Genomic DNA, 22329 nt, shown 5'->3' with positions numbered 1-22329 from the left:
AGAGGAACACGACCGCACCCTGGCACCCTGGCACCCTGGCACCCTGGCACCTCGGGGCCGAAGGGGCCCCGAGGCGCGGAGGCTTCACTTCTTGGCCGTGGCCCAGGCGTGCTGTATCACCAGGTCGGCCTTGACCTCGTTGAGCTGCGTCTGGACGGCAGAAGGGGCCGTGCCGCCCCGGCCGTTGCGGGAGGCCAGCGCGCCGGGGACGTTCAGTACGGTGCGGACCTCAGGGGTGAGGTGCTCGGAGATCTTCGCGAACTGCTCGTCCGTCAGCTGGTCCAGCTCGATGCCGAGCTGCTCGCACTCCTTGACGCACTCGCCGGCGACCTCGTGCGCCACCCGGAACGGCACGCCCTGCTTCACCAGCCATTCGGCGATGTCCGTGGCGAGTGAGAAGCCGGCCGGGGCCAGCTCCTCCATCCGCTCGCGGTTGACGGTGAGCGTGGCCATCATGCCGGTGAACGCCGGGAGCAGGACCTCGAGCTGGTCGCAGGAGTCGAAGACCGGCTCCTTGTCCTCCTGCAGGTCCCGGTTGTAGGCGAGCGGCAGTGCCTTGAGCGTGGCGAGCAGTCCCGTCAGATTGCCGATGAGGCGGCCGGACTTGCCCCGGGCGAGCTCCGCGATGTCCGGGTTCTTCTTCTGCGGCATGATCGAGGAGCCGGTGGAGAAGGCGTCGTGGAGGGTGACGAAGGAGAACTCCTTCGTGTTCCAGATGATGACCTCCTCCGCGATCCGCGACAGGTTGATCCCGATCATCGCGGTGATGAAGGCGAACTCGGCGACGAAGTCCCTCGACGCCGTGCCGTCGATGGAGTTGCCCGCGGAGCCGCGCTCGAAGCCCAGGTCGGCGGCGACCGCCTCCGGGTCGAGGCCGAGCGACGAGCCGGCGAGCGCGCCGGAGCCGTACGGCGAGACGGCGGTCCGGGTGTCCCACTGACGCAGTCGCTCGGCGTCCCTGGACAGGGCCTGGACGTGGGCGAGGACGTGGTGGGCGAAGAGGACGGGCTGCGCGTGCTGCAGATGCGTACGGCCCGGCATGGCGACGTCGGAGTGGGCCTCCGCGAGGCCGACGAGAGCGTCCTGGAGGTCGGCGATCAGGCCGCCGATGACCCGGGCGTGGTCGCGCAGGTACATCTTGAAGAGCGTGGCGACCTGGTCGTTGCGGGACCGGCCGGCGCGGAGCTTGCCGCCGAGGTCGGGGCCGAGCCGCTCCAGCAGGCCCCGTTCGAGGGCGGTGTGGACGTCCTCGTCCGCGATGGTGCCGGTGAAGGAACCGTCGGCGACGTCGGCCTCGAGCCGGTCCAGACCGGCGAGCATGCGGGTCAGTTCGTCGTCGGTGAGCAGGCCCGCCTTGTTCAGCACGCGGGCGTGGGCACGGGAGCCGGCGATGTCGTACGGCGCGAGACGCCAGTCGAAGTGCACCGACGCGGAGAGCTTCGCCAGGGCCTTGGCCGGACCGTCTGCGAAGCGGCCGCCCCAGAGCCGGACGTCACCGTTGTTGCTGCTCACAGCTGTTGCTCCTTGGGAGGGTGTGAGGACGCCGCCCCGCGGCTACGGAAGGGGGCGTCCTGTTCAACGCTTGTGGGTTACGCGGGGTCCCGCCGGGCTACGCCCGCAGGTCACGCCGCGCGGCGATCTTCTGCGACAGGCCGAAGATCTCGATGAAGCCCTGCGCCTTCGACTGGTCGAACGTGTCGCCCGAGTCGTAGGTGGCCAGGTTGAAGTCGTACAGCGAAGCCTCGGACTTCCGGCCGGTGACGACGGCACGGCCGCCGTGCAGGGTCATCCGGATGTCGCCGGTGACGTGCTGGTTGGCCTCGTCGATGAAGCCGTCCAGGGCCCGCTTGAGAGGGGAGAACCACAGGCCGTCGTAGACCAGCTCGCCCCAGCGCTGCTCGACCTGCCGCTTGTAGCGGGCGAGTTCGCGCTCGACGGTGACGTTCTCCAGCTCCTGGTGGGCGGTGATCAGCGCGATCGCGCCGGGCGCCTCGTAGACCTCGCGGGACTTGATGCCGACGAGCCGGTCCTCGACCATGTCGATCCGTCCGATGCCCTGGGCGCCCGCCCGCTCGTTGAGCTGCTGGACGGCCTGAAGGACGGTGACGGGCCTGCCGTCGATGGCGACGGGGACGCCCGCCTCGAAGGAGATGACGACCTCGTCGGCCTCGCGCGGCTCGGCGGGGTTCGAGGTGTACTCGTAGATGTCCTCGATCGGCGCGTTCCAGATGTCCTCGAGGAAGCCGGTCTCGACGGCCCGCCCGAAGACGTTCTGGTCGATGGAGTACGGCGACTTCTTGCTGGTGGCGATCGGGAGCTGCTTCTCCTCGCAGAACGCGATCGCCTTGTCCCGGGTCATCGCGTAGTCACGGACCGGGGCGATGCACTTCAGCTCGGGCGCGAGCGCCACGATGCCGGCTTCGAACCGCACCTGGTCGTTGCCCTTGCCGGTGCAGCCGTGGGCGACGGTGGTCGCGCCGTGCTTCTTCGCGGCGGCCACGAGGTGCTTGACGATCGCGGGCCGGGAGAGCGCGGAGACCAGCGGGTAGCGGTCCATGTAGAGAGCGTTGGCCTTGATCGCGGGGAGGCAGTACTCCTCGGCGAACTCGTCCTTGGCGTCGGCGACCTCCGCCTCCACCGCACCGCAGGCGAGCGCGCGCTTGCGGATGACGTCCAGGTCCTCGCCGCCCTGTCCGACGTCCACAGCGACGGCGACGACCTCGGCGCCTGTCTCCTCGGCGATCCAGCCGATGGCGACGGAGGTGTCCAGACCGCCCGAGTAGGCGAGTACGACGCGCTCGGTCACTGGTTTCTCCTTACGGTGCGCACGCTGACCGGTATAACTATGCAGACCTCCGTATGATTTGTCAACGGACACCGAAAAGCGCTGGTCACAGGGCAGCGCCGCTCCTACAGTGGCCGCGTAAACGGCATGAAGGGGGCGTACGGGATGAGCAGGCGCTGGGACGACGCGGCCGGCCGCGAGGCCGTCGAACGCCTGCTGGAGGGGCGCGGCGCGGGCGACGTGCTGAGTTTCACCGACCCGGCCTGCTGGACCGCGCTCGATCTCGCGGTCCGAAGCTTCGGGCGGTACCTGTGGAACGAGTACGACCCGCGGGCCACGGACCGTCTGCGTACGCGGCAGGAGACCGCTCTGTGCCACCCCGACGGCCGTGTGCGCGAGAGCGCCCTCGCCGGGACGCCCGAGCACCCCGCGTTCTGGTACCTGGTCGTGGTGCGGTGCGCGGACTGGGTGGAGCCGGTACGCCTGCGGGCCCGCCGACTGCTCGCGGAGCACCTGCGCGACGAGCCGGAGCGGTCACTGCGCGCCCTCACCCCCCTCGTACTGCGTATGGGCCGGCGCGAGCAGGGCGGCTGGGCGCGCGACCTGTGGGAGGAGACGCTGCGCGCCGTCCCGCACACGGCACGGGACCTCCTCCACGACACCGGGGACACGGCGACCCGCCGCCTCGCCGCCCGCGCCGTCCTCGAAGCGGGGCTCCTGGATGCCCGCGAACTGGCCCGGTACGCCGCCGGAGAGCAGGACGCGGCCCTGTGGCGGCCCTGGTCGGACGGCGCGCTCGCCGCGATGGCGGCGGACGGGGCGGACGGGACGGACGGGGCAGAGGGGACGGAAGGGGCGGACGACGAGACGATCGACATCCTCCTCGGTGCGCGGGCGCCACTCGTCCGTTCGGCCGGGGTGACCGCGCTCCGGCGGGCGGGACGGGCCCACGAGGCGGCCACCCACCTCACGGACCGGTCGGGACTGGTGCGCGCCTGCGCCCGCTGGCTGTTCAGCAAGGGCGGCGGCGACCCGCACGCCCGCTACCTCGAACTGTGCGGGGATCCCACCACGGTCGAGCCCTACGCGGTGGCGGGACTCGCGGAGTGCGGCAGGCGTGCGGACGCCGCGCTCCTGCGCCCTCTGCTCGGCCACCCCGTCGCCGGGGTGCGGGCACAGGCCGTCGGGGGGCTGCGGCTGCTCGAATCGGTATCCGTGGAGACGGTGCTGCCTCTCCTTGACGACCCGTCGTCCGCGGTGGTCCGCGAGGCGACACGGGCACTGCTTCCGTACACACGCCGGCTTCCGGCGGACCTGCTGACCGAGCGCCTCTCCCCGCAGCGGCCGGCTCACGTCCGCCGAGCGGCGTTCCGCCTGCTGCGCGCACAGGGCGGACTCGTGCAACTCCGTGCCGCGGTGGCCGTGTTGACGGATGCCGACGCCAGGCTGCGACGGAACGCGGAGTCCGCCGTGCAGCTGCGCCGCTGGGTGGACGATGTTCCGGCCCGGGACGCGGAGGCGGACCGGCTGCTCAGACAGTGCACGCACCTGTTCAGCGACTACGTCATGACGGTGCTGCGCGGGCGCATCGGGCTCCCGAAGTGACGCCGGGCGGATAATCGCCTTCATGGGTCAAACGTATGAACAAATCGAAGGCCGCCTCCGCGAGTTCATCGAGGAGCAGCCGGTCTTCTTCACGGCGACCGCGCCGCTGGCCGGCGACGGGCACGTCAACCTCTCTCCCAAGGGCCGCCGCGGAACCCTCGTCGTCCTCGACGCGACGACACTCGCCTACCTCGACTTCGGCGGCAGCGGCGCCGAGACCGTCGCACACGTCCGCGAGGAGGGGAACGGACGGATCACGCTGATGTGGTGCGCCTTCTCCGGACCGCCGAAGGTGGTGCGGGTGCACGGGCGGGGCGAGGCGGTCTTCCGGGACGATCCGCGGTGGGCCGGACTCGTCCGCAACTTCAAGGAGGCCGACGGCCCCGGCGCCCGCGCGATCATCGTCGTCCACGCCCGCCGTATCAGCCAGGTCTGCGGCTTCGCCGTGCCGTTCATGGACTACCGGGAGGAACGCACGCAGCACGCGGAGCACTTCGGGCGGAAGTCGGACGAGGAGTTCGCGGCGTACTGCGAGAAGAAGGTCGGGGTCAGCCTGGACGGGCTGCCGGCGCTGCCGCTGCCGTTGCCGGCGCGCACGGACTGATCCGGCGGAGGCGTTTCCGCTGCCCGGGGCGCGCGATACGCGGCTCCGCGGCATGGCGGGCCGGCCCGAGCCCCGTGTCGCGCTTTACGCGATGGTGGACGTCTCCACCCCGCCAAGCGTGGCGGGCCCCGGAACCGGCCTGGATCTCGCTCCGGGAAACGGCCGCTGACGGGGCGACTCCAGCCCCCGTCGGCGGCTGAGGCGCGGTGTTTCGGGGGCAGAGCCCGAATTCGGGGTGGGGTCCCTCCACGCCGACGGCGCAGGGGGACCCACCCGTGGCCGTCAGGCCGGGCGGGTGCGTGGGTGGGCGGAGAAAGGGCTACCGCCCGTTCTGCGCCAACCGCAGCAGGTGGTCCGCCAGCGCCTGCCCGCCCGCCGGATCCCGGCTGATCAGCATCAGCGTGTCGTCACCGGCGATCGTGCCCAGCACGTCCTGCAGCTCCGCCTGGTCGATGGCCGACGCCAGGAACTGTGCCGCCCCCGGCGGTGTCCGCAGGACGACGAGATTCGCCGAGGCCTCCGCGGAGATCAGCAGTTCGCTGGAGAGACGCCGCATGCGCTCCTCCTTCGCCGACTCGCCGAGCGGGGCCTGCGGGGTGCGGAAGCCGCCCTCGCTGGGAACCGCGTAGATCAGCTCGCCGCCGGTGTTGCGGATCTTCACCGCGCCCAGTTCGTCGAGGTCCCGGGAGAGCGTCGCCTGCGTGACGTGCAGTCCGTTGTCCGCGAGGAGCTTGGCCAGCTGGCTCTGGGAGCGCACCGGCTGCCGGTTGAGGATGTCCACGATCCGGCGGTGGCGGGCCGTGCGGGTCTGCGGTACGGCGGGCCCGGCGTGCTCGGCGTGCTCGTTGTCCTGCGCCTCGGTCATCGTCGTCTCATTCCCCGGATCGTCCTTCCCCGTTGCTCGCGTCGAGGATGCCGGGCAGCGCCTGGAGGAACGCGTCCACCTCGGCGTCGCCGACGGTCAGTGCGGGCATGAGCCGTACGACATCGGGCGCGGGGGCGTTCACCAGGAAGCCTGCATCCTGAGCCGCCTGCTGCACCTTCGGTGCGAGGGGCTCGGTGAGCACGATACCCAGCAGCAGCCCGCTGCCGCGGACGTGGGAGACGAGCGGGTGGCCGAGGCCCTCGATTCCGTCGCGCAGCTTCTCGCCGAGCCGCTTGACCGAGTCGAGGACGCCGTCGGCGGAGAGGGTGTCGAGGACTGCGAGTCCGGCGGCGCACGCGACCGGGTTGCCGCCGAAGGTGGTGCCGTGCTGGCCCGGCCGCAGCAGGTCGGCCGCCTTGCCGAAGACGACGGTCGCGCCGATGGGCAGGCCGCCGCCGAGGCCCTTGGCCAGGGTGACCACATCGGGCTCCACGCCCTGGTGGGCCTGGTGCTCGAACCACTGCCCGGTCCGTCCGACGCCCGTCTGGACCTCGTCGAGGACGAGCAGCGTGCCCGTCGCCCCGGTGATCTCCCGGGCGGCCTCCAGATAGCCCTTGGGCGGTACGACGACGCCGTTCTCGCCCTGGATCGGCTCGATGATCACGAGTGCGGTGTTCTCCGTGACCGCGGCCCGCAGTGCCTCCGCGTCGCCGTACGGTACATGGGTCACGTCGGAGGGCAGGGGCAGGAACGGGTCCTGCTTGGCGGGCTGTCCGGTGAGCGCGAGCGCGCCCATCGTGCGGCCGTGGAACCCGCCGGTGGTGGCGACCATGTGCTGACGACCCGTCAGCCGGCCGATCTTGAAGGCGGCTTCGTTGGCCTCGGCACCCGAGTTGCAGAAGTAGACGCGTCCCGGGCGGCCGAAGAGCTGGAGCAGCCGTTCGGCGAGCGCGACGGGCGGCTCCGCGACGTACAGGTTGGAGACGTGGCCGAGGGACGCGATCTGGCGGGTGACGGCCTCGACGACGGCGGGGTGGGCGTGGCCGAGCGCGTTGACCGCGATGCCGCCGACGAAGTCGGTGTACTCGGTGCCGTCCGCGTCCCAGACCTTGGCGCCCTCGCCGCGGACCAGCGACAGTTTCGGCGTGCCGTAGTTGTCGGTCATGACGCCCTGCCACCGCCGGGCGAGGGCCTCGTTGGCGTCGGTGCTCATTTTTCCCCCAGTCCGTCGGGCACGACCATGGTGCCGATGCCCTCGTCGGTGAAGATCTCCAGCAGGATCGAGTGCGGGACACGGCCGTCGATCACGCGGGCGGTGTTGACGCCGTTGCGTACGGCGTGCAGGCAGCCCTCCATCTTGGGGACCATGCCGCTGGACAGCTCCGGGAGGAGCTTCTCGAGTTCGCTCGCGGTGAGCCGGCTGATGACCTCGTCGCTGTCGGGCCAGTCCTCGTAGAGGCCCTCGACGTCGGTGAGGACCATCAGGGTCTCTGCGCCGAGCGCGGCGGCGAGTGCCGCGGCCGCCGTGTCGGCATTGACGTTGTAGACGTGTCCGTCGTCCTGGGAGCGCGCGATCGAGGAGATGACCGGGATGCGGCCGTCGGCGAGCAGCGCCGCGATGGCGCCGGTGTCGATCTCGGTGATCTCGCCGACCCGGCCGATGTCGACGAGCTCGCCGTCGATCTGCGGCTGGTGCTTGGTGGCGGTGATGGTGTGGGCGTCCTCGCCGGTCATGCCGACGGCGAGCGGTCCGTGCTGGTTGAGCAGCCCGACCAGCTCGCGCTGCACCTGACCGGCGAGGACCATGCGTACGACGTCCATGGCTTCGGGGGTGGTGACCCGCAGCCCCGCCTTGAACTCGCTGACCAGGCCGTGCCGGTCGAGCGCGGCGGAGATCTGCGGGCCGCCGCCGTGCACGACGACCGGCTTGAGGCCGGCCTGGCGCAGGAAGACGACGTCCTGCGCGAAGGCGGCCTTCAGGTCCTCGTCGATCATCGCGTTGCCGCCGAACTTGATGACGACGATCCTGCCGTTGTGGCGGGTGAGCCAGGGCAGTGCCTCGATGAGGATCTGCGCCTTGGGCAGGGCGGTGTGCTTCCGCGTCGGACCGTGCGAATCACTCATGAGCTGTACGCGCTGTTCTCGTGGACGTAGTCGGCGGTGAGGTCGTTGGCCCAGATGACGGCGGACTCGGACCCGGCGGCGAGGTCGGCGGTGATCCTGACCTCCCGGTAGCGCATGTCGACGAGGTCCCGGTCCTCGCCGACGGAGCCGTTCTTGCAGACCCAGACGTCGTTGATGGCGACGTTGAGCTGGTCGGGCTCGAAGGCGGCTTCGGTGGTGCCGATGGCCGAGAGCACCCGGCCCCAGTTGGGGTCCTCGCCGTGGATGGCGCACTTGAGGAGGTTGTTGCGGGCGATGGACCTGCCGACCTCGACGGCGTCGTCCTCGGTCGCGGCGTTGATCACTTCGATCCGGATGTCCTTGCTGGCACCCTCCGCGTCACCGATGAGCTGCCGCGCGAGGTCGTCGCAGACGGCGCGTACGGCTTCGGCGAACTCGTTCTGCGCAGGAACGATCCCGCTCGCGCCGGAAGCCAGCAGCAGCACCGTGTCGTTGGTCGACATGCAGCCGTCGGAGTCGACCCGGTCGAAGGTCTGCCGGGTGGCGTCGCGCAGCGCCGCGTCGAGGGTGGCGGAGTCCAAGTCCGCGTCGGTGGTGAGGACGACGAGCATCGTCGCGAGGCCGGGGGCGAGCATGCCCGCGCCCTTGGCCATGCCACCGACCGTCCAGCCTGCCCCGGAGCCGTCGGCCTGGGGGGACCCCCCTCCCTGGGCGAAGGCCGTCTTGTGGACGGTGTCGGTGGTCTTGATCGCGATGGCGGCCTTCTCGCCGCCGTGTTCGGAGAGCTGGGCGGCGGCCTGCTCGATGCCGGGGAGCAGCTTGTCCATGGGGAGCAGCACACCGATCAGGCCGGTGGAGGCGACTGCCACCTCGCCGGCGCTGTGGCCGAGCACTTCGGCGGCCTTCTCCGCCGTGGCGTGGGTGTCCTGGAAGCCCTTGGGACCGGTGCAGGCGTTGGCGCCACCGGAGTTGAGGACCACCGCGGTGACCTCACCACCCTTGAGGACCTGCTCCGACCACAGGACGGGGGCGGCCTTCACGCGGTTCGAGGTGAAGACGCCCGCGGCGGCGCGGCGGGGCCCGTTGTTGACCACGAGGGCCAGGTCCGGGTTGCCGTTCGCCTTGATTCCGGCGGCGATGCCCGCTGCCGTGAATCCTTTCGCTGCGGTCACGCTCACGGCGCAACTCCAATCGTGGAAAGACCGGTGCTCTCGGGAAGTCCGAGGGCGATGTTCATGCTCTGCACCGCGCCGCCGGCGGTGCCCTTGGTGAGGTTGTCGATGGCGCTGATCGCGATGACGCGCCCGGCGCTCTCGTCGTACGCCACCTGGATCTGGACGGCGTTGGAGCCGTACACGGAGGCGGTGGCGGGCCACTGCCCCTCGGGCAGCAGGCGGACGAACTCCTCGCCGGCCAGCGCCTTCTCGTAAGCGGCCCGTACGTCCTGTGCGGTGGTGCCCGGCTTCGCCTTCACGGAGCAGGTCGCGAGGATCCCGCGGGCCATGGGGGCGAGGGTGGGCGTGAAGGAGACGGTGACCCGCTCCCCCGCGACCGCGCTCAGGTTCTGGATCATCTCGGGGATGTGGCGGTGGCCGCCGCCGACGCCGTAGGGGCTCATCGAGCCCATGACCTCGGAACCGAGCAGATGCGGCTTGAGCGCCTTGCCGGCGCCGGACGTCCCGGTGGCGGCGGTGATCACGGCCTCGGGCTCTGCGATCCCCGCCCGGTAGGCCGGGAACAGCGCGAGCGAGACGGCGGTCGGATAGCAGCCGGGCACGGCGACGCGCCTGGACCCCGCCAGTGCGGCGCGGGCGCCGGGCAGCTCCGGCAGGCCGTAGGGCCAGGTACCGGCATGCTCGGAGCCGTAGAACTTCTCCCAGTCCGCGGCGTCCTCGAGCCGGAAGTCGGCGCCCATGTCGATGACCAGCACGTCGTCGCCGAGCTGCTCGGCGACGGCGGCGGACTGCCCGTGGGGCAGGGCGAGGAACACGACGTCGTGTCCGGCGAGCACCTCCGGGGTGGTCGGCTCCAGCACCCGGTCGGCCAGCGGCAGCAGGTGCGGCTGCAGGCCGCCGAGGGGCAGGCCGGCGTTGGAGTTCCCGGTCAGGGCGCCGATCTCGACCTCGGGGTGGGCGAGAAGCAGTCGGAGCAGTTCCCCGCCCGCGTATCCGCTCGCACCTGCAACTGCTGCACGTACCGTCATCGAAACATCCTCCTCATCGGAGGCATGACTATACGCATGAACGCAGTTTTATGCAATGGCTTGGCTGTCAGGCCCGGCCTGCCATGCCGGCCTTCAGCAACGATGACGGGGTACGGCTCAGTCCTGCCGGCGGTAGAGGTCCCGCAGCAGGGAAATCTCGGCGCCGTGATGGATCAGCTCCCTGTTGACGTGCAGGACCCTGTTCTCCATGGGATACCGCTCGGGACCCACTGTGGGCGGATTCTCCAGGTCGGCGTCCGAGAGCGCGCGGACCCCCGCGTTCCATCTCCCGTACATCTCATCGAGCTGTTTCAGCGCCTCGTCAGCGGTCCCCGCGTAGGCGAATGTCGCGGAGTCGACGTCCTGGCCGCCGAAGTACCATCCGACCCGACAGCCCAGGCAGTCGACGATGATGTGCGCCAGCCGCCAGGCGATCGTGGTCACCGGCGCCGGCACCGGGCCAGGGGACGCGGAGTCCATCGTCCATTCCCCCGAACCTTCCGGCATCGGTGCGGTCGACGTGCCGCGTGGGCGGATGCTCCAACAGCCACGCACCGGCTCCCAGAAGTACTCCTCATCGGTGAGACCGTCCAGCCGCGGCCGCAGGTTTTTGTGCCAGTACCAGTCCAGCTGCTCCGCGAGCCGGTCGCCTCTTGTCATGTCCGCACACTACATACAGAGGAGACCCGCCCGAGATCAGCATGAGTGTCCCCCTCGGCTACTCGACCCCTCGGGCCGGAGACCGGCGGACGGGGTGACCATCAGGACCGTCGGTGAGCCAGGAGCCGTCACCCAGGGGCTCCAGTTCGTACGGGTTGGTCACCTCGACGGCGATCTCACCGCCGACCATGCCCGTGTTCACGTCGACCAGGCGGTGGCGGAACCATTCCTCCGCATCCTCGTCGCCCTCGTTCTCACCGACCAGCGTGACGACGGCCGTGTCCGGGGTCAGGTAGCCGCCGGACCACTCCACGAACGTCTCTTCGGGGTCGTATCCGAATGCCTCGGCGGAGAGAGTGAAGAGCACCTCCCCGCTGGGGTGGCGGTGGAAGGCGACATCTCCCTGCCCGTGGTCGACGGTCATGAACTGCTCCCCTCCCGGCGCCAGGTCGATCAGGCAGCGGTCCGACCACGGGTACGTCACGAACTCCACCGCGCCGTCAGCCCCGGGGGTACCCCTGAGAACGACGGCACCGTCCTGGCCCTCACCGACGTCGAGGTAGATGCTGCCGTCCACGGGGTGGACGTGGTGGCCGGCTCCGTGCCCGACCGTCTCCAACTCCCGGCGCGCGAGGACCGCCCCGCTGTCGGTGTCGTACACGACCCATTGGTCTCCCCCGCGTCCCGCCATCGCGTCCGGGCGGTAGACCCACACGTTCCGACCGTCCAGAGACAGCACGCAGCCGGGCCGGTGGCCGTGGAGCACGTCGGAGTGCGGTTCGAAGTCCGACGCCCACACCAGGTCACCGGCGCGCGTGAGGCAGACGACGCCGTTCAGGGTCGTGTACACGACTCGCTCGAGATCGGGCCGGACCGCCGACTCCACGACGTCGTCGCCGGGCCGCGGCTGGAACACCGCGGCGGGTTCCAGTGTCCCGAGTGCGCCGGGGCCCGTCAGGTAGGCACGGATCTGCCCGTCGTGGTGGCGCGTGACGACCTTCGGAGGCGGCGCAGAGATCATCCGCCGAGGCTAACGCCCGGCTCGGGCCGACAGAGAACCGGGCAGGCCGGCTGCAACACTCTTCCTGGCGGTGTCTGTCTGCCCAGCGCCGCCGGCTCAATGTGCTGACGCGACAATGACGCAGGACGAGTACGACGACTTCGCAGAAGCCGGGCGCCCACCACACAGCCCGCCAGGTGGACAACACCAGGGGCGACAGCGGAAGATCCACCCGCTCCGAGGAGTCCACGCATGCCGTACAAGCCCTCGATCAACGAGGCCCTTCAGGTCCTGCGGGACGAGCTGGGAGGCAGCCCCGGCGAGCTCGACGGCAGCCTGACCACGCATGACGCCTGGACGGCGTTCCTGCGCTTCGGCGGGCAGCGCTTCGAGACACCTGCGACCCCTGACTCCGACGGACTGCTTTTCCAGTACGGCACGTATGCCTTCGACGGCCCGCCGATGTTCATGCTGGATCTCACCCGGCAGTTCGAGATCAACGATGCCAACGGTGAGCACGACCACTACGTGCAGATCCACTGCGAGCTCCGGTACACCCCCCGGTCGCCGCTCAAGGACCTCGGGACCTTCGGCTCATGGTTCTTCCACGACTCGGGTGACGACCTCCATACCTGGGCCGCATCGCTGGGCGTCCGTCTGAAACCGCTCCGGGATCACGAACCCGCCGGGATCCGTCTCTACGAAGATCCGGTTTAGGCGAGGTCAGCCACCGCCCCCGACCGCGTACTTGAACCGGTGCAACGGCTTCTCGTATCCACGAATGGGCCCTGCTCCCACGCCGGGTCCACAGGCCGATCGAGAGTGGCGGGGCCCTCAGGCCTTGACGGCCTCCGCGATCCGCAGGGCGGCCTGGGCCGGTGTGAGGTGCGTGGTGTCGACGACCGCGGCCTCGCCGTGCAGCCATGTCCGGGCCGCCTCGGCGTAGGGCTCGAGGTGTTCGAGACGGAACGGGGAGGGCCCGAGAACGGTGTCCCCCTCGATGCGTCCGCGGAGGGTTTCCTCGTCGGCGTGGAGGACGAAGTGCCGCACCGGAATGTCATGCCGGGCGAGGCCCGAACTGATCTCCCGCCAGTACTGCTCGACGAGGACGGTCATCGGCATCACCAGAGTCCCGCCGGTGTAGTCGAGGATGCGGTGGGCGGTCTCGATCACGAGTTGCCGCCACGGCGGCCAGTGCTGGAAGTTGCCCGTCCAGGGCAGCCCCGGCCTGATGTCCATGAGTGTCTCACCGACCTTCTCGGCGTCGAACACCCGTGAATCCGGGAGCAGCTGCTGTACGACAGCACTGGTCGTCGTCTTGCCCGCGCCGTGGGTGCCGTTGATCCATACGATCATGGAACCGACGCTACCGCCGGGCCGGGCGCGAAAGCGGGCACTTCAGAAGTCGGTTACGGCTTGGGCGGTTTCGCCTCGCCCTGGTTACTCGTACTCGCGGACCGTGGACGACCACGACCACGACCACGACCACGACCACGATCCGCGAAGCGTCCCCTACGAGATCCACCTACCGAAGGTCCGAGTCAAAGGCATGTGCTCAGCCGACGGCAGCGCCGAACCACTCGGGCAGCCGGCTGACCAGATCCTCCTGGTCCTCGCCGACCCAGGCGACATGGCCGTCCGGCCGGAGCAGCACGGCGGGTACGTCCGGTTCCTCGCCGGCGTCGACGACGTGGTCGACCCGGTCCTCCCAGCCGGCCACGGAAAGCCGGCCGGTGCGGTCGAGCAGCAGTCCGTGGCCACCGTGCATCCGCTCGTACAGGCGTCCCTGCTTCAGCTTCACGTCCGGCAGCCGTCGGCCGAGCAGTTCATGGCCTTCGCCGAAGTCGTAGCGGACCCCGACGGCCGTGATCATCTCGGTGACGTACCGGTTCACCTCCTCGAAGTCCATCAGCTTCGAGAACAGCTCCCGCAACGCGGTCGCACCCGGGTCGGTCCCCATCAGCGCGATCTGCGCGCGGGTGTTGTCCAGCACGCGGGCACCCACCGGATGCCGCTCGGTGTGGTACGTGTCCAGCAGTCCGTCCGGTGCCCAGCCGTTCACCGTGGCGGCAAGTTTCCAGCCGAGGTTGAACGCGTCCTGCACACCGAGGTTGAGCCCCTGCCCGCCGGTGGGCGGGTGGATGTGCGCCGCGTCGCCGGCCAGCAGCACCCGGCCGGCCCGGTAGCGCTCGGCCTGCCTGGTGGCGTCGCCGAACCGGGAGAGCCAGCGCGGCGAGTGGATGCCGAAGTCGGTGCCCGCGAAGGCCCGCAGCTGCTGCTTGAAGTCTTCGAGGGTCGGCACGGCCGCACGGTCCTCGGCCACGCCGTCGGCGGGCACGACGATGCGGTACACCCCCTGGCGCCCGTCCACATCGGGAACGGCCCCGAAACGCAGATGGGTCCTGCGGACTTCCTCGACGACGGCGGCGATCGTCGCCGGATCCTCGGTCACCTGCATGTCGCCCAGCAGCGTCTCGACCGTGGCGGGCTCACCGGGGAAGCCGATGCCGAGCGCCTTGCGCACCGTACTGCGACCGCCGTCGCACCCGACGAGGTAGCGCGAGCGCAGCCGCGTGCCTTCCTCGCCGGCCACGTCCCCGCCGGCGGGGGCGCTGCCGGGCGCCGCCAGCTCGACGGTCACCCCGTCCTCGTCCTGGCTCAGCCCCACCACTTCGCAGCCGCGCCGGATCTCGGCACCGAGTTCGACAGCACGCTCGTGGAGCAGTCGCTCGGTGACCGGCTGCGGGGTGGCGAGACCGTACGGGTGGGCCGTGTCCAGGCTGTCGGGCCACGGCTTGGAGATGCCGCCGAAGAGACCGCCGACCTGGAACTTCTCGCTGACCGCGAGGAACCGGTCCAGCAGGCCGCGCTGATCCATCACCTCGACGCTGCGCGCGTGCAGTCCGCGCCCGCGGGACTGCCCGGTCGGTTCCGTCAGCCTCTCCAGCACGACCACATGCACTCCGGCCAGCCGCAACTCGCAGGCCAGCATCAAGCCGGTCGGTCCGCCGCCTACCACGATCACGTCAATCATCAACACGCCCATTCAACGAGACTGGTTTTCGGCCGGCCGCTCCGCGGCGCGGTAACGCGGTGCGCCGGTGCGCACACCCGCGTCTCCGCGCCGAGCGCTGCGAACACGGCAGAGCCCAACGGGCTTCGCGATATGCCTGTTTCCGCAGGCTGCGGCCTTGGCGCGCCATTCTGCGGCACGCCCGGGGCCTTGCCGCAAGCCCCCCGGTGCGCTATACGTTGAGAGTGGCAAGGAGTGGGTTCCCTCCTTGCCTTTGTCTTTGCCCTCCGTCTGCGCGTCCGTGCATCTGTGCGTCCGCTCGGGACGGACGGGGCTCCTCCCGAAACGGTGACGCGCCGCGCACCGGCTTCGTCGGTGTCGACGACGGCCGAAGACGGTTGAGATGTCGCCCTGTCATAGGGAAGGGTCTGCGGTCATGGAGTTCTTCTGCTACCACCGCGACCGGTCCGAATCCCTGTCTCTGCGCTACGAGTTGCTGGAAGAGCACTGGTCGTACATGGACCGGTACGCGAAGGAGATGGTCGCCCGCGGACCGACCCTCACCGAGGACGGCGAAACGCCCACGGGCAGCGTGCACATCGTCGATCTGCCCGATCCCGCCGCCGCGCGCGCGTTCGCCTTCGACGAGCCCGGCCTCCAGGCAGGCGTGTACCGGGATGTGATGCTGCGCCGGTGGCGCAACATGCTGGGCCGCACCATGTGGGACTTTCCCGGTGGGGGCACCGGCGGCAACCGGTATCTGGTGTTCGGCCTCGGCGCGGGGGAGGCCGCCGATACTGCCGTACCGGACGACCGGGACGCCCTGATCGCGTACGGACCGCTGCTGTCCGACGACGGCAGTGCCTGGCTGGGGACGGCGGCGCTGGTCCTGGCACCGGACCCGGACCGGGCACGAGCCGTCCTGACTCCGGGCCGGTACACGGACATCGAGGTCCACAGATGGCAGTTCGGCGGGCGGCCGGCCTGAACCCGGAGAACCACCCGCCGACACCCGGTTGACGGTGTCCTGCCCGTCGCGGCCGTCACGGCAGCACGGTCACCGTCAACCGGAGCGGCCGGTCACGCCGGCCGACCCGCTACGGGGCGAGCCCGTCGGCGACCAGGCCCGCGAGCACGGCCTCGCCGAGCGCGTGCACGGCCGACTGCGGCCGGACCATCACGGTGAACTCCTTGATCCTGCCCGCCTCGTCGAAGTGGAGCATGTCGATGCCGTGGATCTCCTTGCCCTGGACGGTGGCCCGGAAGACGAGAATCGCCGACGGCGCCTCCGCTCCGTCGGCGCTGGTCCGGGCCGTGCCGGTGAAGTCCCCGACGTAGCGGAAGTCCTCGAACGTGCGCAGCAGGACACCGAAGAGGCCGAGCACCATGGGCCTGCCCTCGAAGGGCGTGAACTTCACCGGGCTGTAGAGGCGGATGTCCTCGGTGAACAGATCCTCCAGTGCCTCGTGGTCGCCCGCCTCGACGGCGGCGCGGAAACGTGCTGCGCTCCCCATGCCCTCTCCCAGTACTCAAGAATATGACTAGTCTGTTTTTTGAGTATGCTGCCATCGGCGGACGAAGAAGGGGAAGGGGTTGCTCCCATGGCTTTGAGACACGCGGTGCTGGCGGCGCTGCTGGACGGCGAGTACAGCGGGTATCAGCTGGCGAAGGCGTTCGACGTGGGTGTGGCGAACTTCTGGCACGCCCTGCCGCAGCAGCTGTACGCCGAGCTGGCCAAGCTGGAGAAGGAGGGCCTCGTCACGGGCCGCCAGGTGGTCCAGGAGACCCGGCCGAACAAGCGGCTGTTCCGGGTCTCCGACGCCGGGCTGGCCGAGCTGGAGCGTTTCGCGGCGGCCACGCCGAAGCCGTCGTTCATCCGCGACGACCTGCTCGTCAAGGTCCAGGCCGTCGACGGCGTCGACTCCGGACCGGTGATCGAGCAGCTCGAGGAGCGCGCGTCCGCGGCCGAGGCCAGGATCGAGCTCTTCGGCGGTCTGCTGCGGCGGATGCGGGGTGACGCGGACGAGGAGGAGTTCCTCCGCCGGGGCGGACGTATCGGTCCGTACCTGACCTGCCTGCGCGGACTGGCTCTGGAGGAGGAGCACCGGGACTGGTGCCTGCGGGTCGCAGGTGTCCTGAAGGAGAGGCAGGCGTCCCGTGCCCGGAAGTGAGCGGCCACGCTACCTGCGCTACGTCGCCCTGGGCGACAGCCAGACCGAAGGGCTCGGCGACGGCGACGAGTCAGCAGGCGGTCTGCGCGGTTGGGCGGACCGGCTGGCCGAGCACCTCACAGCCGTCAGCCCCACGCTCCGGTACGCCAATCTGGCGGTACGGGGACGCGTCGCCGCGCAGGTCCGCGCCGAACAGCTGGAGCCCGCCCTGGCGCTGCGTCCCGATCTGGTGTCCGTCGTCGCGGGGGCGAACGATCTGCTCCGGCCACGGTTCGACGCCGCCGAGGTGGCGGGTCATCTGGAGGAGATGTTCGCCGCGCTCTCGTCCTCCGGCGCCCACGTCGTGACGCTGACCTTCCCGGACGTCGGGAGGATCACGCCGCTCGCCAAGCCGCTCGGGCCGCGCGTGCACGATCTCAACGCCCGCATACGGGAAGCGGCCGCCCGCCACCGGGTCACCGTCGCGGAGACCGCGCCGCACGCGGTCACCACCGACCCGCGCCTGTGGAGCGCGGACCGGCTTCATGCCAGTCCCCTCGGTCACGAGCGGATCGCCGCGGCCGTCGCCCACGCCATCGAGCTGCCCGGAAGCAGCGACGCCTGGACTCTGCCGCTGCCGCCGCGAGCGGTCGTCACGGGCCGTCCGGCCGTGGTGGCCGAACTGCGCTGGGCTGCCGCGTTCCTCGGACCCTGGATCGGGCGCCGGCTTCGCGGCCGGTCCTCCGGCGACGGCCGCACGGCGAAGCGCCCCGGTCTCCTGCCGCTCGTACCGCTCCTGCCGCTCCTGGACGAAGGGCAGGAAGGCGCGCCGCGCGGCTGACCGCCTCGGCGCGCGTTCGTCAGCGCGTGCTCAGCGCGTACGTCACCGTGCGTCGTTCTCGGTGTTCTTCGCCGCGTTCTTCTCCTTGATGCGCACGGCTTCCCGGCGGACCTCGGCCTGGGTGGCGCGTTCCTGCCGCAGCCAGTCGGGGAGGTCCTGCTTCAGCGCGTCGATCTGCTCCGTGGTGAGGGCCTCCGTGACTCCGCCGCGGGCGAGGCCCGCGATGGAGACGCCCAGCTTCGCCGCGACGACCGGCCGGGGGTGCGGGCCGTTGCGCCGCAGGTCCAGCAGCCACTGGGGCGGATCGGCCTGCAGCGCGCTCAACTCGCTGCGCGAGACGACACCCTCCTGGAACTCGGTGGGGGTGGCCGGGAGGTACACACCCAGCTTCTTCGCCGCGGTCGCGGGCTTCATCGTCTGGGTGGTCTGGTGCGACGTCATGGTGTCAAGGGTATCGAGCATGTTCGATGCCTCCGACCACGACCGGTAACCTGGCGGGGTGACAGGCTCGGAAGTACCCCCTTCGTTCCGGCTGGCCTACGTTCCGGGCGTGACACCGACCAAGTGGGTGCGGATCTGGAACGAGCGGCTGCCGGACGTGCCGCTGACCCTCGTCCCGGTCTCCCCGGCCGACGCACCCGGTCTGCTGCGGCGTGGCGACGCCGACGCCGGGCTCGTACGGTCGCCGATCGACCGTACGGACCTCAGCGCGATCCCTCTCTACACGGAGACGACCGTGGTCGTGGTCCCCAAGGACCACGTCGTGGCCGCGGTCGAAGAGGTGACCACGGACGATCTCGCGGACGACATCGTGCTGCACCCCCTCGACGACACCCTCGAATGGGAGCGCCTGCCCGGGCGGCCCGCCGTCGAGCGGCCCGCCACCACGGCCGACGCCGTCGAGCTGGTGGCCGCGGGGGTGGGAGTCCTCGTCGTCCCGCAGTCGCTGGCACGCCTGCACCACCGCAAGGACCTCACGTACCGGACGGTCTCCGACGCCCCCGAGTCGAGCGTCGCACTGTCCTGGCCCGAGGGCGAGACCACCGATCTGGTGGAGCAGTTCATCGGCATCGTCCGCGGCCGGACGGTCAACAGCACCCGGGGCCGGCCCGCGGCGGCCGCCCAGCCCGCGCAGAAGCGCACCAAGCCGGGAGGCGCACGGCCTGCGCCCGCGGGCGGCAAGGCGTCGGGCAGTCGCTCACGCAGCGGCGCCGGCGGATCCGGCGGCAAGGGCAGTGGCGGTTCCAAGGCTGGTGGCTCCAAGGGCGCCGGCGGCCCCAAGGGTGGTGGCGGGAAGAGCGGCGGCAAGCGCGGCAAGCCGCGCCGCCGGCCGTAGCAGCCGCGCTCGGGCCCACTCATGCGGACAGTGACCGGGCGGCCGGGCTCCGGTCAGGCCGCGGCCTCCAGTCGCAGGTTCCAGCGGCCCGGCACCCCGGTCAGCGTCACCGTCGACAGCGGGCGGACGTCCACGTTCCAGTACATCGACGGGTGCGCCCTCAGCGCGTACACGAAGGCCGCCCGTACGACGGCGGGCTCTGCCACCGCGACGATCGAGCCCCCGTCGTCCGCGGGGCGGGTGTCCAGCCAGCCCCCTATGCGCGAGATGAACGCGAGGAGAGGTTCCCCGCCGTGCGGTGCGCTGCGCGGGTCGGTGAGCCACGCGTCGACGGCGGCGGGCTCCATGGCCGTGACCTCCGCCAGCGTGAACCCGCGCCAGCGGCCCATGTCGCAGTCCCGCAGGGCGGGCTGGGCCAGAGGTGCGAAGCCCAGGGCGTCGCCGGTCGCCCGGCTGCGCGCGGTGGGCGAGCAGTAGCGCAGCTCGGCGGCGCTGAGCGGTACGAGGGCGTGCGCGGCGAGCTGCACCTCGTGCCAGCCCGCCTGGTCGAGCGGCCGTTCGTCGTCGAAGCGCTCGGTGAGCAGCGAGGAGGTGCGCGCGGCGGCGACCAAAGTGACCCGGACACTCATGGCGTGATGGTGCTGGCCAACGCCTCGCAGGTCAAGAGTCTGCCGCCGACGGACCGGGCTCCGTCAGCCGGGCGGGGTCTCGCCGACGCGGTGGCCCGCTCCCGCGCCGTCAGCGGAGCGCTTCGTCACAGGCGGCGCGCATTCTGCGGACGCCTTCGGCGATCTCGGCCGGTCCCGCGACTCCCGCGAAGCTCAACCGGAGGTGACCTGCGGGGGGTTCGGCACAGAAGTAGGGGCGGCCGGGCGCCACGGCGACGCCCGCCCGCAGGGCGGCGGCGACGAGCGCCGCCTCCCTCGTCCCGTCGGGCAGCCGCAGCCACAGGTGCTGGCCGCCGGACGGGATGTGCGGCAGTGCCAGGTCGGGCAGGGCGAGCCGGAGCGCCGCGGCCATCGCGTCCCGACGCGTCTTCAGTTCGGCGGCCACGCCGCGCAGATGGCGGCTCCACGCGGGCGCGCCAACCAGTTCGAGGGCGGCTTCCTGGAGCGGCCGGGAGACGAAGAAGTTGTCGACGACGTGGATGGCTCGGAGCCGTTCGAGGACCGGGCCGCGGGCGGCGAGCACGCCCACCCGCAGGCTGGGCGAGGTCGCCTTCGTGAGCGAGCTGACGTGGACGACGACCCCGTCCGGGTCTTCCGCGGCGAGCGGCGGCGGCAGAGTGCCCGCGTCGTCGTGGGCGAGGCGGCGGGCGAAGTCGTCCTCGACGACGAACGCCCCGGCCTCGCGGGCGATGCGCAGTACGTCGGCGCGCCGGGCGGGTGCGAGGACGGCGCCGGTCGGGTTCTGGAAGAGCGGCTGGCAGACGAAGACCCGTGCGCCGGTGGCGTGGAAGGCCGCGGCCAGCAGTTCGGGCCGTACGCCTTCCGCGTCGGTGGGAACCGGCACGGGCCGCAGTCCGGCGGCGCGGGCGATGGCGAGCATGCCCGGGTACGTGGGCGACTCGACGAGGACGGGCGCGCCGGGCGGTGCGAGCGCGCGCAGTGCGGTGGTCAGGGCGGACTGGCCGCCCGATGTGACGAGGACGTCGGCAGCGGTGACGGTGCCGCCGACGCCGCGGGCGAACCATTCGCGCAGTTCGGGCAGTCCCTCGGTCGGTGGGCGGCCCCATGCCCCGGGGCGGCGTCCGGCGCGGGTGAGGGCGGCGGCCATGGCCCGCTCCGGCTGGAGGGAGGTGTGCAGATAGCCGCCGTTGAACTCGACGACGCCGGGGGGCGGTGCGGCGAGGGTGACGAGTACGCCGGAGGCGTCGACGGCGCGCGGCACGACCTCTGCGGCGGAGTCGGCGCTGAGCGCGACTTCCTGCCACGAGGTGTCACCGGCGGGCGGCGCGGCTGGACGGGGCTCTGCACGGTAGGCGCCGGCGCCGGGCCGGGTGACGACGAGCCCTTCCGCGGCGAGCTGTGCGAGCGCGCGGGAGACGGTCACCGGGGACACCCGGAAGCGTTCGACCAGAGCCCGGCTCGACGGCAGCTTTCCACCTGTTGGATAGCGGTCGAGCTCTCGTTTCAGCGAAGACGCCAGTTCAGCCACACTGCTACGCTCATGCATGACAGCACAGAATAGCGCTACTACCACCAGGCCGATAGCGATCGGCGGCGGCACCCTCCTCGCCGCGCTGGGCGTCGTCGCCTTCTCCCTGACCTTTCCGTCCACGGTCTGGGGGCTCGAGAGCTTCGGTCCCTGGTCCCTGGTGGCCGTGCGCAGCGTCCTCGCCGCGGTCGTCGCCGGCGCCTTTCTGCTGGCGATGCGTGTGCCGGTCCCCGACCGGCGTCACTGGGCCGGCCTCGCGACGGTCGCGGCCGGTGTGGTCGTCGGCTTCCCGCTGCTGACGACCCTCGCTCTGCAGACCTCCACCTCCTCGCACGCCGCCGTGGTGGTGGGTCTGCTGCCGCTGACGACCGCGGCGTTCGCCGCCGCGCGCACGGGCCGCCGGCCGTCGCGCACGTTCTGGGCGGCGGCATTCGCCGGTGCGGGCGTCGTGATCGCGTTCACGGTGCAGCAGAGCGGCGGGGCGCTGCACTCCGGGGACGTGTACCTGTTCGGGGCGCTGCTGGTGTGCGCCGCGGGCTACACGGAGGGCGGCCGGCTCGCGCGGGAGATGCCGGGCTGGCACGTGATCGGCTGGGCGCTGATCCTCTGCCTGCCGCTCGCCGTGGCGGGCTCGGCCGTGGCCCTCGCGTACGAGCCGGTCCAGCTCAGTGCGCGCGGCGTGATCGGGCTGCTCTGGGTGGCAGCCGGGTCCACGTTCTTCGGTCTGTACGTCTGGTACCGGGGCATGGCCGGGATCGGGATCGCCAAGGCCAGCCAGCTCCAGCTCGCCCAGCCGCTGCTCACTCTGGTCTGGTCGGTGCTGCTGCTGGGCGAGCGGCTCACGCCGGCGGCCCCGCTGGCGGCCGGCGCCGTCCTGGTGTGCATCGCCGTGACCCAGCGTTCCCGCAGCTGAAGATGCAGCGGGCCCTCCCGGCCGTAGACTCGAGAAAACGGACCATTCGACACAACCGGCCGCTTCGAGGAGG

23 protein-coding genes are annotated in these 22329 nt (G+C 71.2%); 8 read left to right on the top strand and 15 right to left on the bottom strand.

Going from position 1 to position 22329, the window contains the following annotated elements; all coding sequences use genetic code 11:
- Nucleotides 1–84: 84 nt before the first annotated feature.
- Nucleotides 85–1512: an argininosuccinate lyase gene (gene argH / locus ACFYV1_RS23660; RefSeq protein ID WP_389397523.1), complete on the bottom strand. Its 1428-nt coding sequence runs from the start codon at nucleotides 1510–1512 to the stop codon at nucleotides 85–87.
- Nucleotides 1513–1609: 97 nt separating this feature from the next.
- Nucleotides 1610–2806, bottom strand: coding sequence for an argininosuccinate synthase (locus ACFYV1_RS23655; protein WP_389397522.1), 1197 nt, complete (start codon nucleotides 2804–2806; stop codon nucleotides 1610–1612).
- Nucleotides 2807–2950: 144 nt separating this feature from the next.
- Here ACFYV1_RS23655 and ACFYV1_RS23650 point away from each other — a divergent pair, with 144 nt between their 5' ends.
- Nucleotides 2951–4390 (top strand): hypothetical protein, encoded by a 1440-nt coding sequence (locus ACFYV1_RS23650; RefSeq protein ID WP_389397521.1) that lies wholly within the window; start codon nucleotides 2951–2953, stop codon nucleotides 4388–4390.
- Between the two features lie 22 nt (nucleotides 4391–4412).
- Nucleotides 4413–4994 carry a pyridoxamine 5'-phosphate oxidase family protein gene (locus tag ACFYV1_RS23645; RefSeq protein WP_389397520.1) on the top strand — a complete coding sequence of 194 codons (582 nt, stop codon included), beginning with the start codon at nucleotides 4413–4415 and terminating at the stop codon, nucleotides 4992–4994.
- A gap of 319 nt (nucleotides 4995–5313) precedes the next feature.
- Here ACFYV1_RS23645 and ACFYV1_RS23640 read toward each other — a convergent pair whose 3' ends face one another.
- The 7 genes from ACFYV1_RS23640 to ACFYV1_RS23610 form a co-directional block, all read right to left on the bottom strand.
- Nucleotides 5314–5859 (bottom strand): arginine repressor, encoded by a 546-nt coding sequence (locus tag ACFYV1_RS23640; RefSeq protein ID WP_389397519.1) that lies wholly within the window; start codon nucleotides 5857–5859, stop codon nucleotides 5314–5316.
- A gap of 7 nt (nucleotides 5860–5866) precedes the next feature.
- Nucleotides 5867–7072, bottom strand: a complete 1206-nt coding sequence (locus ACFYV1_RS23635) for an acetylornithine transaminase (protein WP_389397518.1) — start codon at nucleotides 7070–7072, stop codon at nucleotides 5867–5869.
- On the bottom strand, nucleotides 7069–7983 hold the full coding sequence (argB, locus tag ACFYV1_RS23630; protein ID WP_389397517.1) for an acetylglutamate kinase: 915 nt from the start codon (nucleotides 7981–7983) through the stop codon (nucleotides 7069–7071). Before argB ends, ACFYV1_RS23635 begins: the two co-directional genes overlap by 4 nt.
- Entirely contained in the window at nucleotides 7980–9161 is a 1182-nt protein-coding gene (gene argJ, locus ACFYV1_RS23625; protein ID WP_389397516.1) for a bifunctional glutamate N-acetyltransferase/amino-acid acetyltransferase ArgJ, read from the bottom strand. The genes argB and argJ overlap by 4 nt, the downstream gene beginning before the upstream one ends.
- Nucleotides 9158–10186: an N-acetyl-gamma-glutamyl-phosphate reductase gene (gene argC / locus ACFYV1_RS23620; RefSeq protein WP_389397515.1), complete on the bottom strand. Its 1029-nt coding sequence runs from the start codon at nucleotides 10184–10186 to the stop codon at nucleotides 9158–9160. The genes argJ and argC overlap by 4 nt, the downstream gene beginning before the upstream one ends.
- Nucleotides 10187–10303: 117 nt before the next feature.
- Complete coding sequence (locus tag ACFYV1_RS23615; protein WP_389397514.1) at nucleotides 10304–10846, bottom strand: DinB family protein; 543 nt, start codon at nucleotides 10844–10846, stop codon at nucleotides 10304–10306.
- Between the two features lie 58 nt (nucleotides 10847–10904).
- On the bottom strand, nucleotides 10905–11867 hold the full coding sequence (locus ACFYV1_RS23610; protein ID WP_389397513.1) for a hypothetical protein: 963 nt from the start codon (nucleotides 11865–11867) through the stop codon (nucleotides 10905–10907).
- 231 nt (nucleotides 11868–12098) lie between these two features.
- Between ACFYV1_RS23610 and ACFYV1_RS23605 the strand changes: the two genes are divergently transcribed.
- Entirely contained in the window at nucleotides 12099–12563 is a 465-nt protein-coding gene (locus tag ACFYV1_RS23605; RefSeq protein WP_389397512.1) for a hypothetical protein, read from the top strand.
- Between the two features lie 117 nt (nucleotides 12564–12680).
- Here ACFYV1_RS23605 and ACFYV1_RS23600 read toward each other — a convergent pair whose 3' ends face one another.
- On the bottom strand, nucleotides 12681–13202 hold the full coding sequence (locus ACFYV1_RS23600) for an AAA family ATPase (RefSeq protein ID WP_389397511.1): 522 nt from the start codon (nucleotides 13200–13202) through the stop codon (nucleotides 12681–12683).
- 199 nt (nucleotides 13203–13401) lie between these two features.
- Complete coding sequence (gene rox, locus ACFYV1_RS23595) at nucleotides 13402–14880, bottom strand: rifampin monooxygenase (protein WP_389397714.1); 1479 nt, start codon at nucleotides 14878–14880, stop codon at nucleotides 13402–13404.
- Nucleotides 14881–15295: 415 nt separating this feature from the next.
- Here rox and ACFYV1_RS23590 point away from each other — a divergent pair, with 415 nt between their 5' ends.
- Nucleotides 15296–15847, top strand: coding sequence for a YciI family protein (locus ACFYV1_RS23590; RefSeq protein ID WP_389397510.1), 552 nt, complete (start codon nucleotides 15296–15298; stop codon nucleotides 15845–15847).
- 109 nt (nucleotides 15848–15956) lie between these two features.
- On the opposite strand, the gene ACFYV1_RS23585 is transcribed toward ACFYV1_RS23590, so the two are convergent.
- Nucleotides 15957–16373 (bottom strand): nuclear transport factor 2 family protein, encoded by a 417-nt coding sequence (locus ACFYV1_RS23585; protein ID WP_389397509.1) that lies wholly within the window; start codon nucleotides 16371–16373, stop codon nucleotides 15957–15959.
- Nucleotides 16374–16460: 87 nt separating this feature from the next.
- Here ACFYV1_RS23585 and ACFYV1_RS23580 point away from each other — a divergent pair, with 87 nt between their 5' ends.
- The gene (locus ACFYV1_RS23580; protein ID WP_389397508.1) at nucleotides 16461–17030 is read left to right on the top strand and encodes a PadR family transcriptional regulator; all 570 of its coding nucleotides are present in this window, start codon (nucleotides 16461–16463) and stop codon (nucleotides 17028–17030) included.
- Nucleotides 17017–17850: an SGNH/GDSL hydrolase family protein gene (locus tag ACFYV1_RS23575; protein ID WP_389397507.1), complete on the top strand. Its 834-nt coding sequence runs from the start codon at nucleotides 17017–17019 to the stop codon at nucleotides 17848–17850. Before ACFYV1_RS23580 ends, ACFYV1_RS23575 begins: the two co-directional genes overlap by 14 nt.
- A gap of 42 nt (nucleotides 17851–17892) precedes the next feature.
- Here ACFYV1_RS23575 and ACFYV1_RS23570 read toward each other — a convergent pair whose 3' ends face one another.
- Nucleotides 17893–18312 (bottom strand): DUF5997 family protein, encoded by a 420-nt coding sequence (locus ACFYV1_RS23570; RefSeq protein ID WP_389397506.1) that lies wholly within the window; start codon nucleotides 18310–18312, stop codon nucleotides 17893–17895.
- Between the two features lie 37 nt (nucleotides 18313–18349).
- On the opposite strand from ACFYV1_RS23570, the gene ACFYV1_RS23565 reads away from it, so the two are divergent.
- A complete protein-coding gene (locus tag ACFYV1_RS23565) occupies nucleotides 18350–19186 on the top strand; it encodes a LysR substrate-binding domain-containing protein (RefSeq protein ID WP_389397505.1) in 837 nt (278 codons plus the stop codon).
- A gap of 53 nt (nucleotides 19187–19239) precedes the next feature.
- Here the strand turns inward: ACFYV1_RS23565 and ACFYV1_RS23560 are convergent, their stop codons facing one another.
- Complete coding sequence (locus ACFYV1_RS23560) at nucleotides 19240–19815, bottom strand: histidine phosphatase family protein (RefSeq protein WP_389397504.1); 576 nt, start codon at nucleotides 19813–19815, stop codon at nucleotides 19240–19242.
- Between the two features lie 109 nt (nucleotides 19816–19924).
- The gene (locus tag ACFYV1_RS23555) at nucleotides 19925–21361 is read right to left on the bottom strand and encodes a PLP-dependent aminotransferase family protein (RefSeq protein ID WP_389397503.1); all 1437 of its coding nucleotides are present in this window, start codon (nucleotides 21359–21361) and stop codon (nucleotides 19925–19927) included.
- On the opposite strand from ACFYV1_RS23555, the gene ACFYV1_RS23550 reads away from it, so the two are divergent.
- A complete protein-coding gene (locus ACFYV1_RS23550; protein ID WP_389397502.1) occupies nucleotides 21360–22256 on the top strand; it encodes a DMT family transporter in 897 nt (298 codons plus the stop codon). The genes ACFYV1_RS23555 and ACFYV1_RS23550 overlap by 2 nt on opposite strands.
- The last annotated feature ends 73 nt before the right edge of the window (nucleotides 22257–22329 follow it).

This window comes from Streptomyces sp. NPDC003023 (genome assembly GCF_042888225.1).
Classification (GTDB): Bacteria; Actinomycetota; Actinomycetes; order Streptomycetales; family Streptomycetaceae; genus Streptomyces.
The sequence above is the reverse complement of the archived record's forward strand: the minus strand, read 5'-3'. Positions and strand labels throughout refer to the sequence as shown.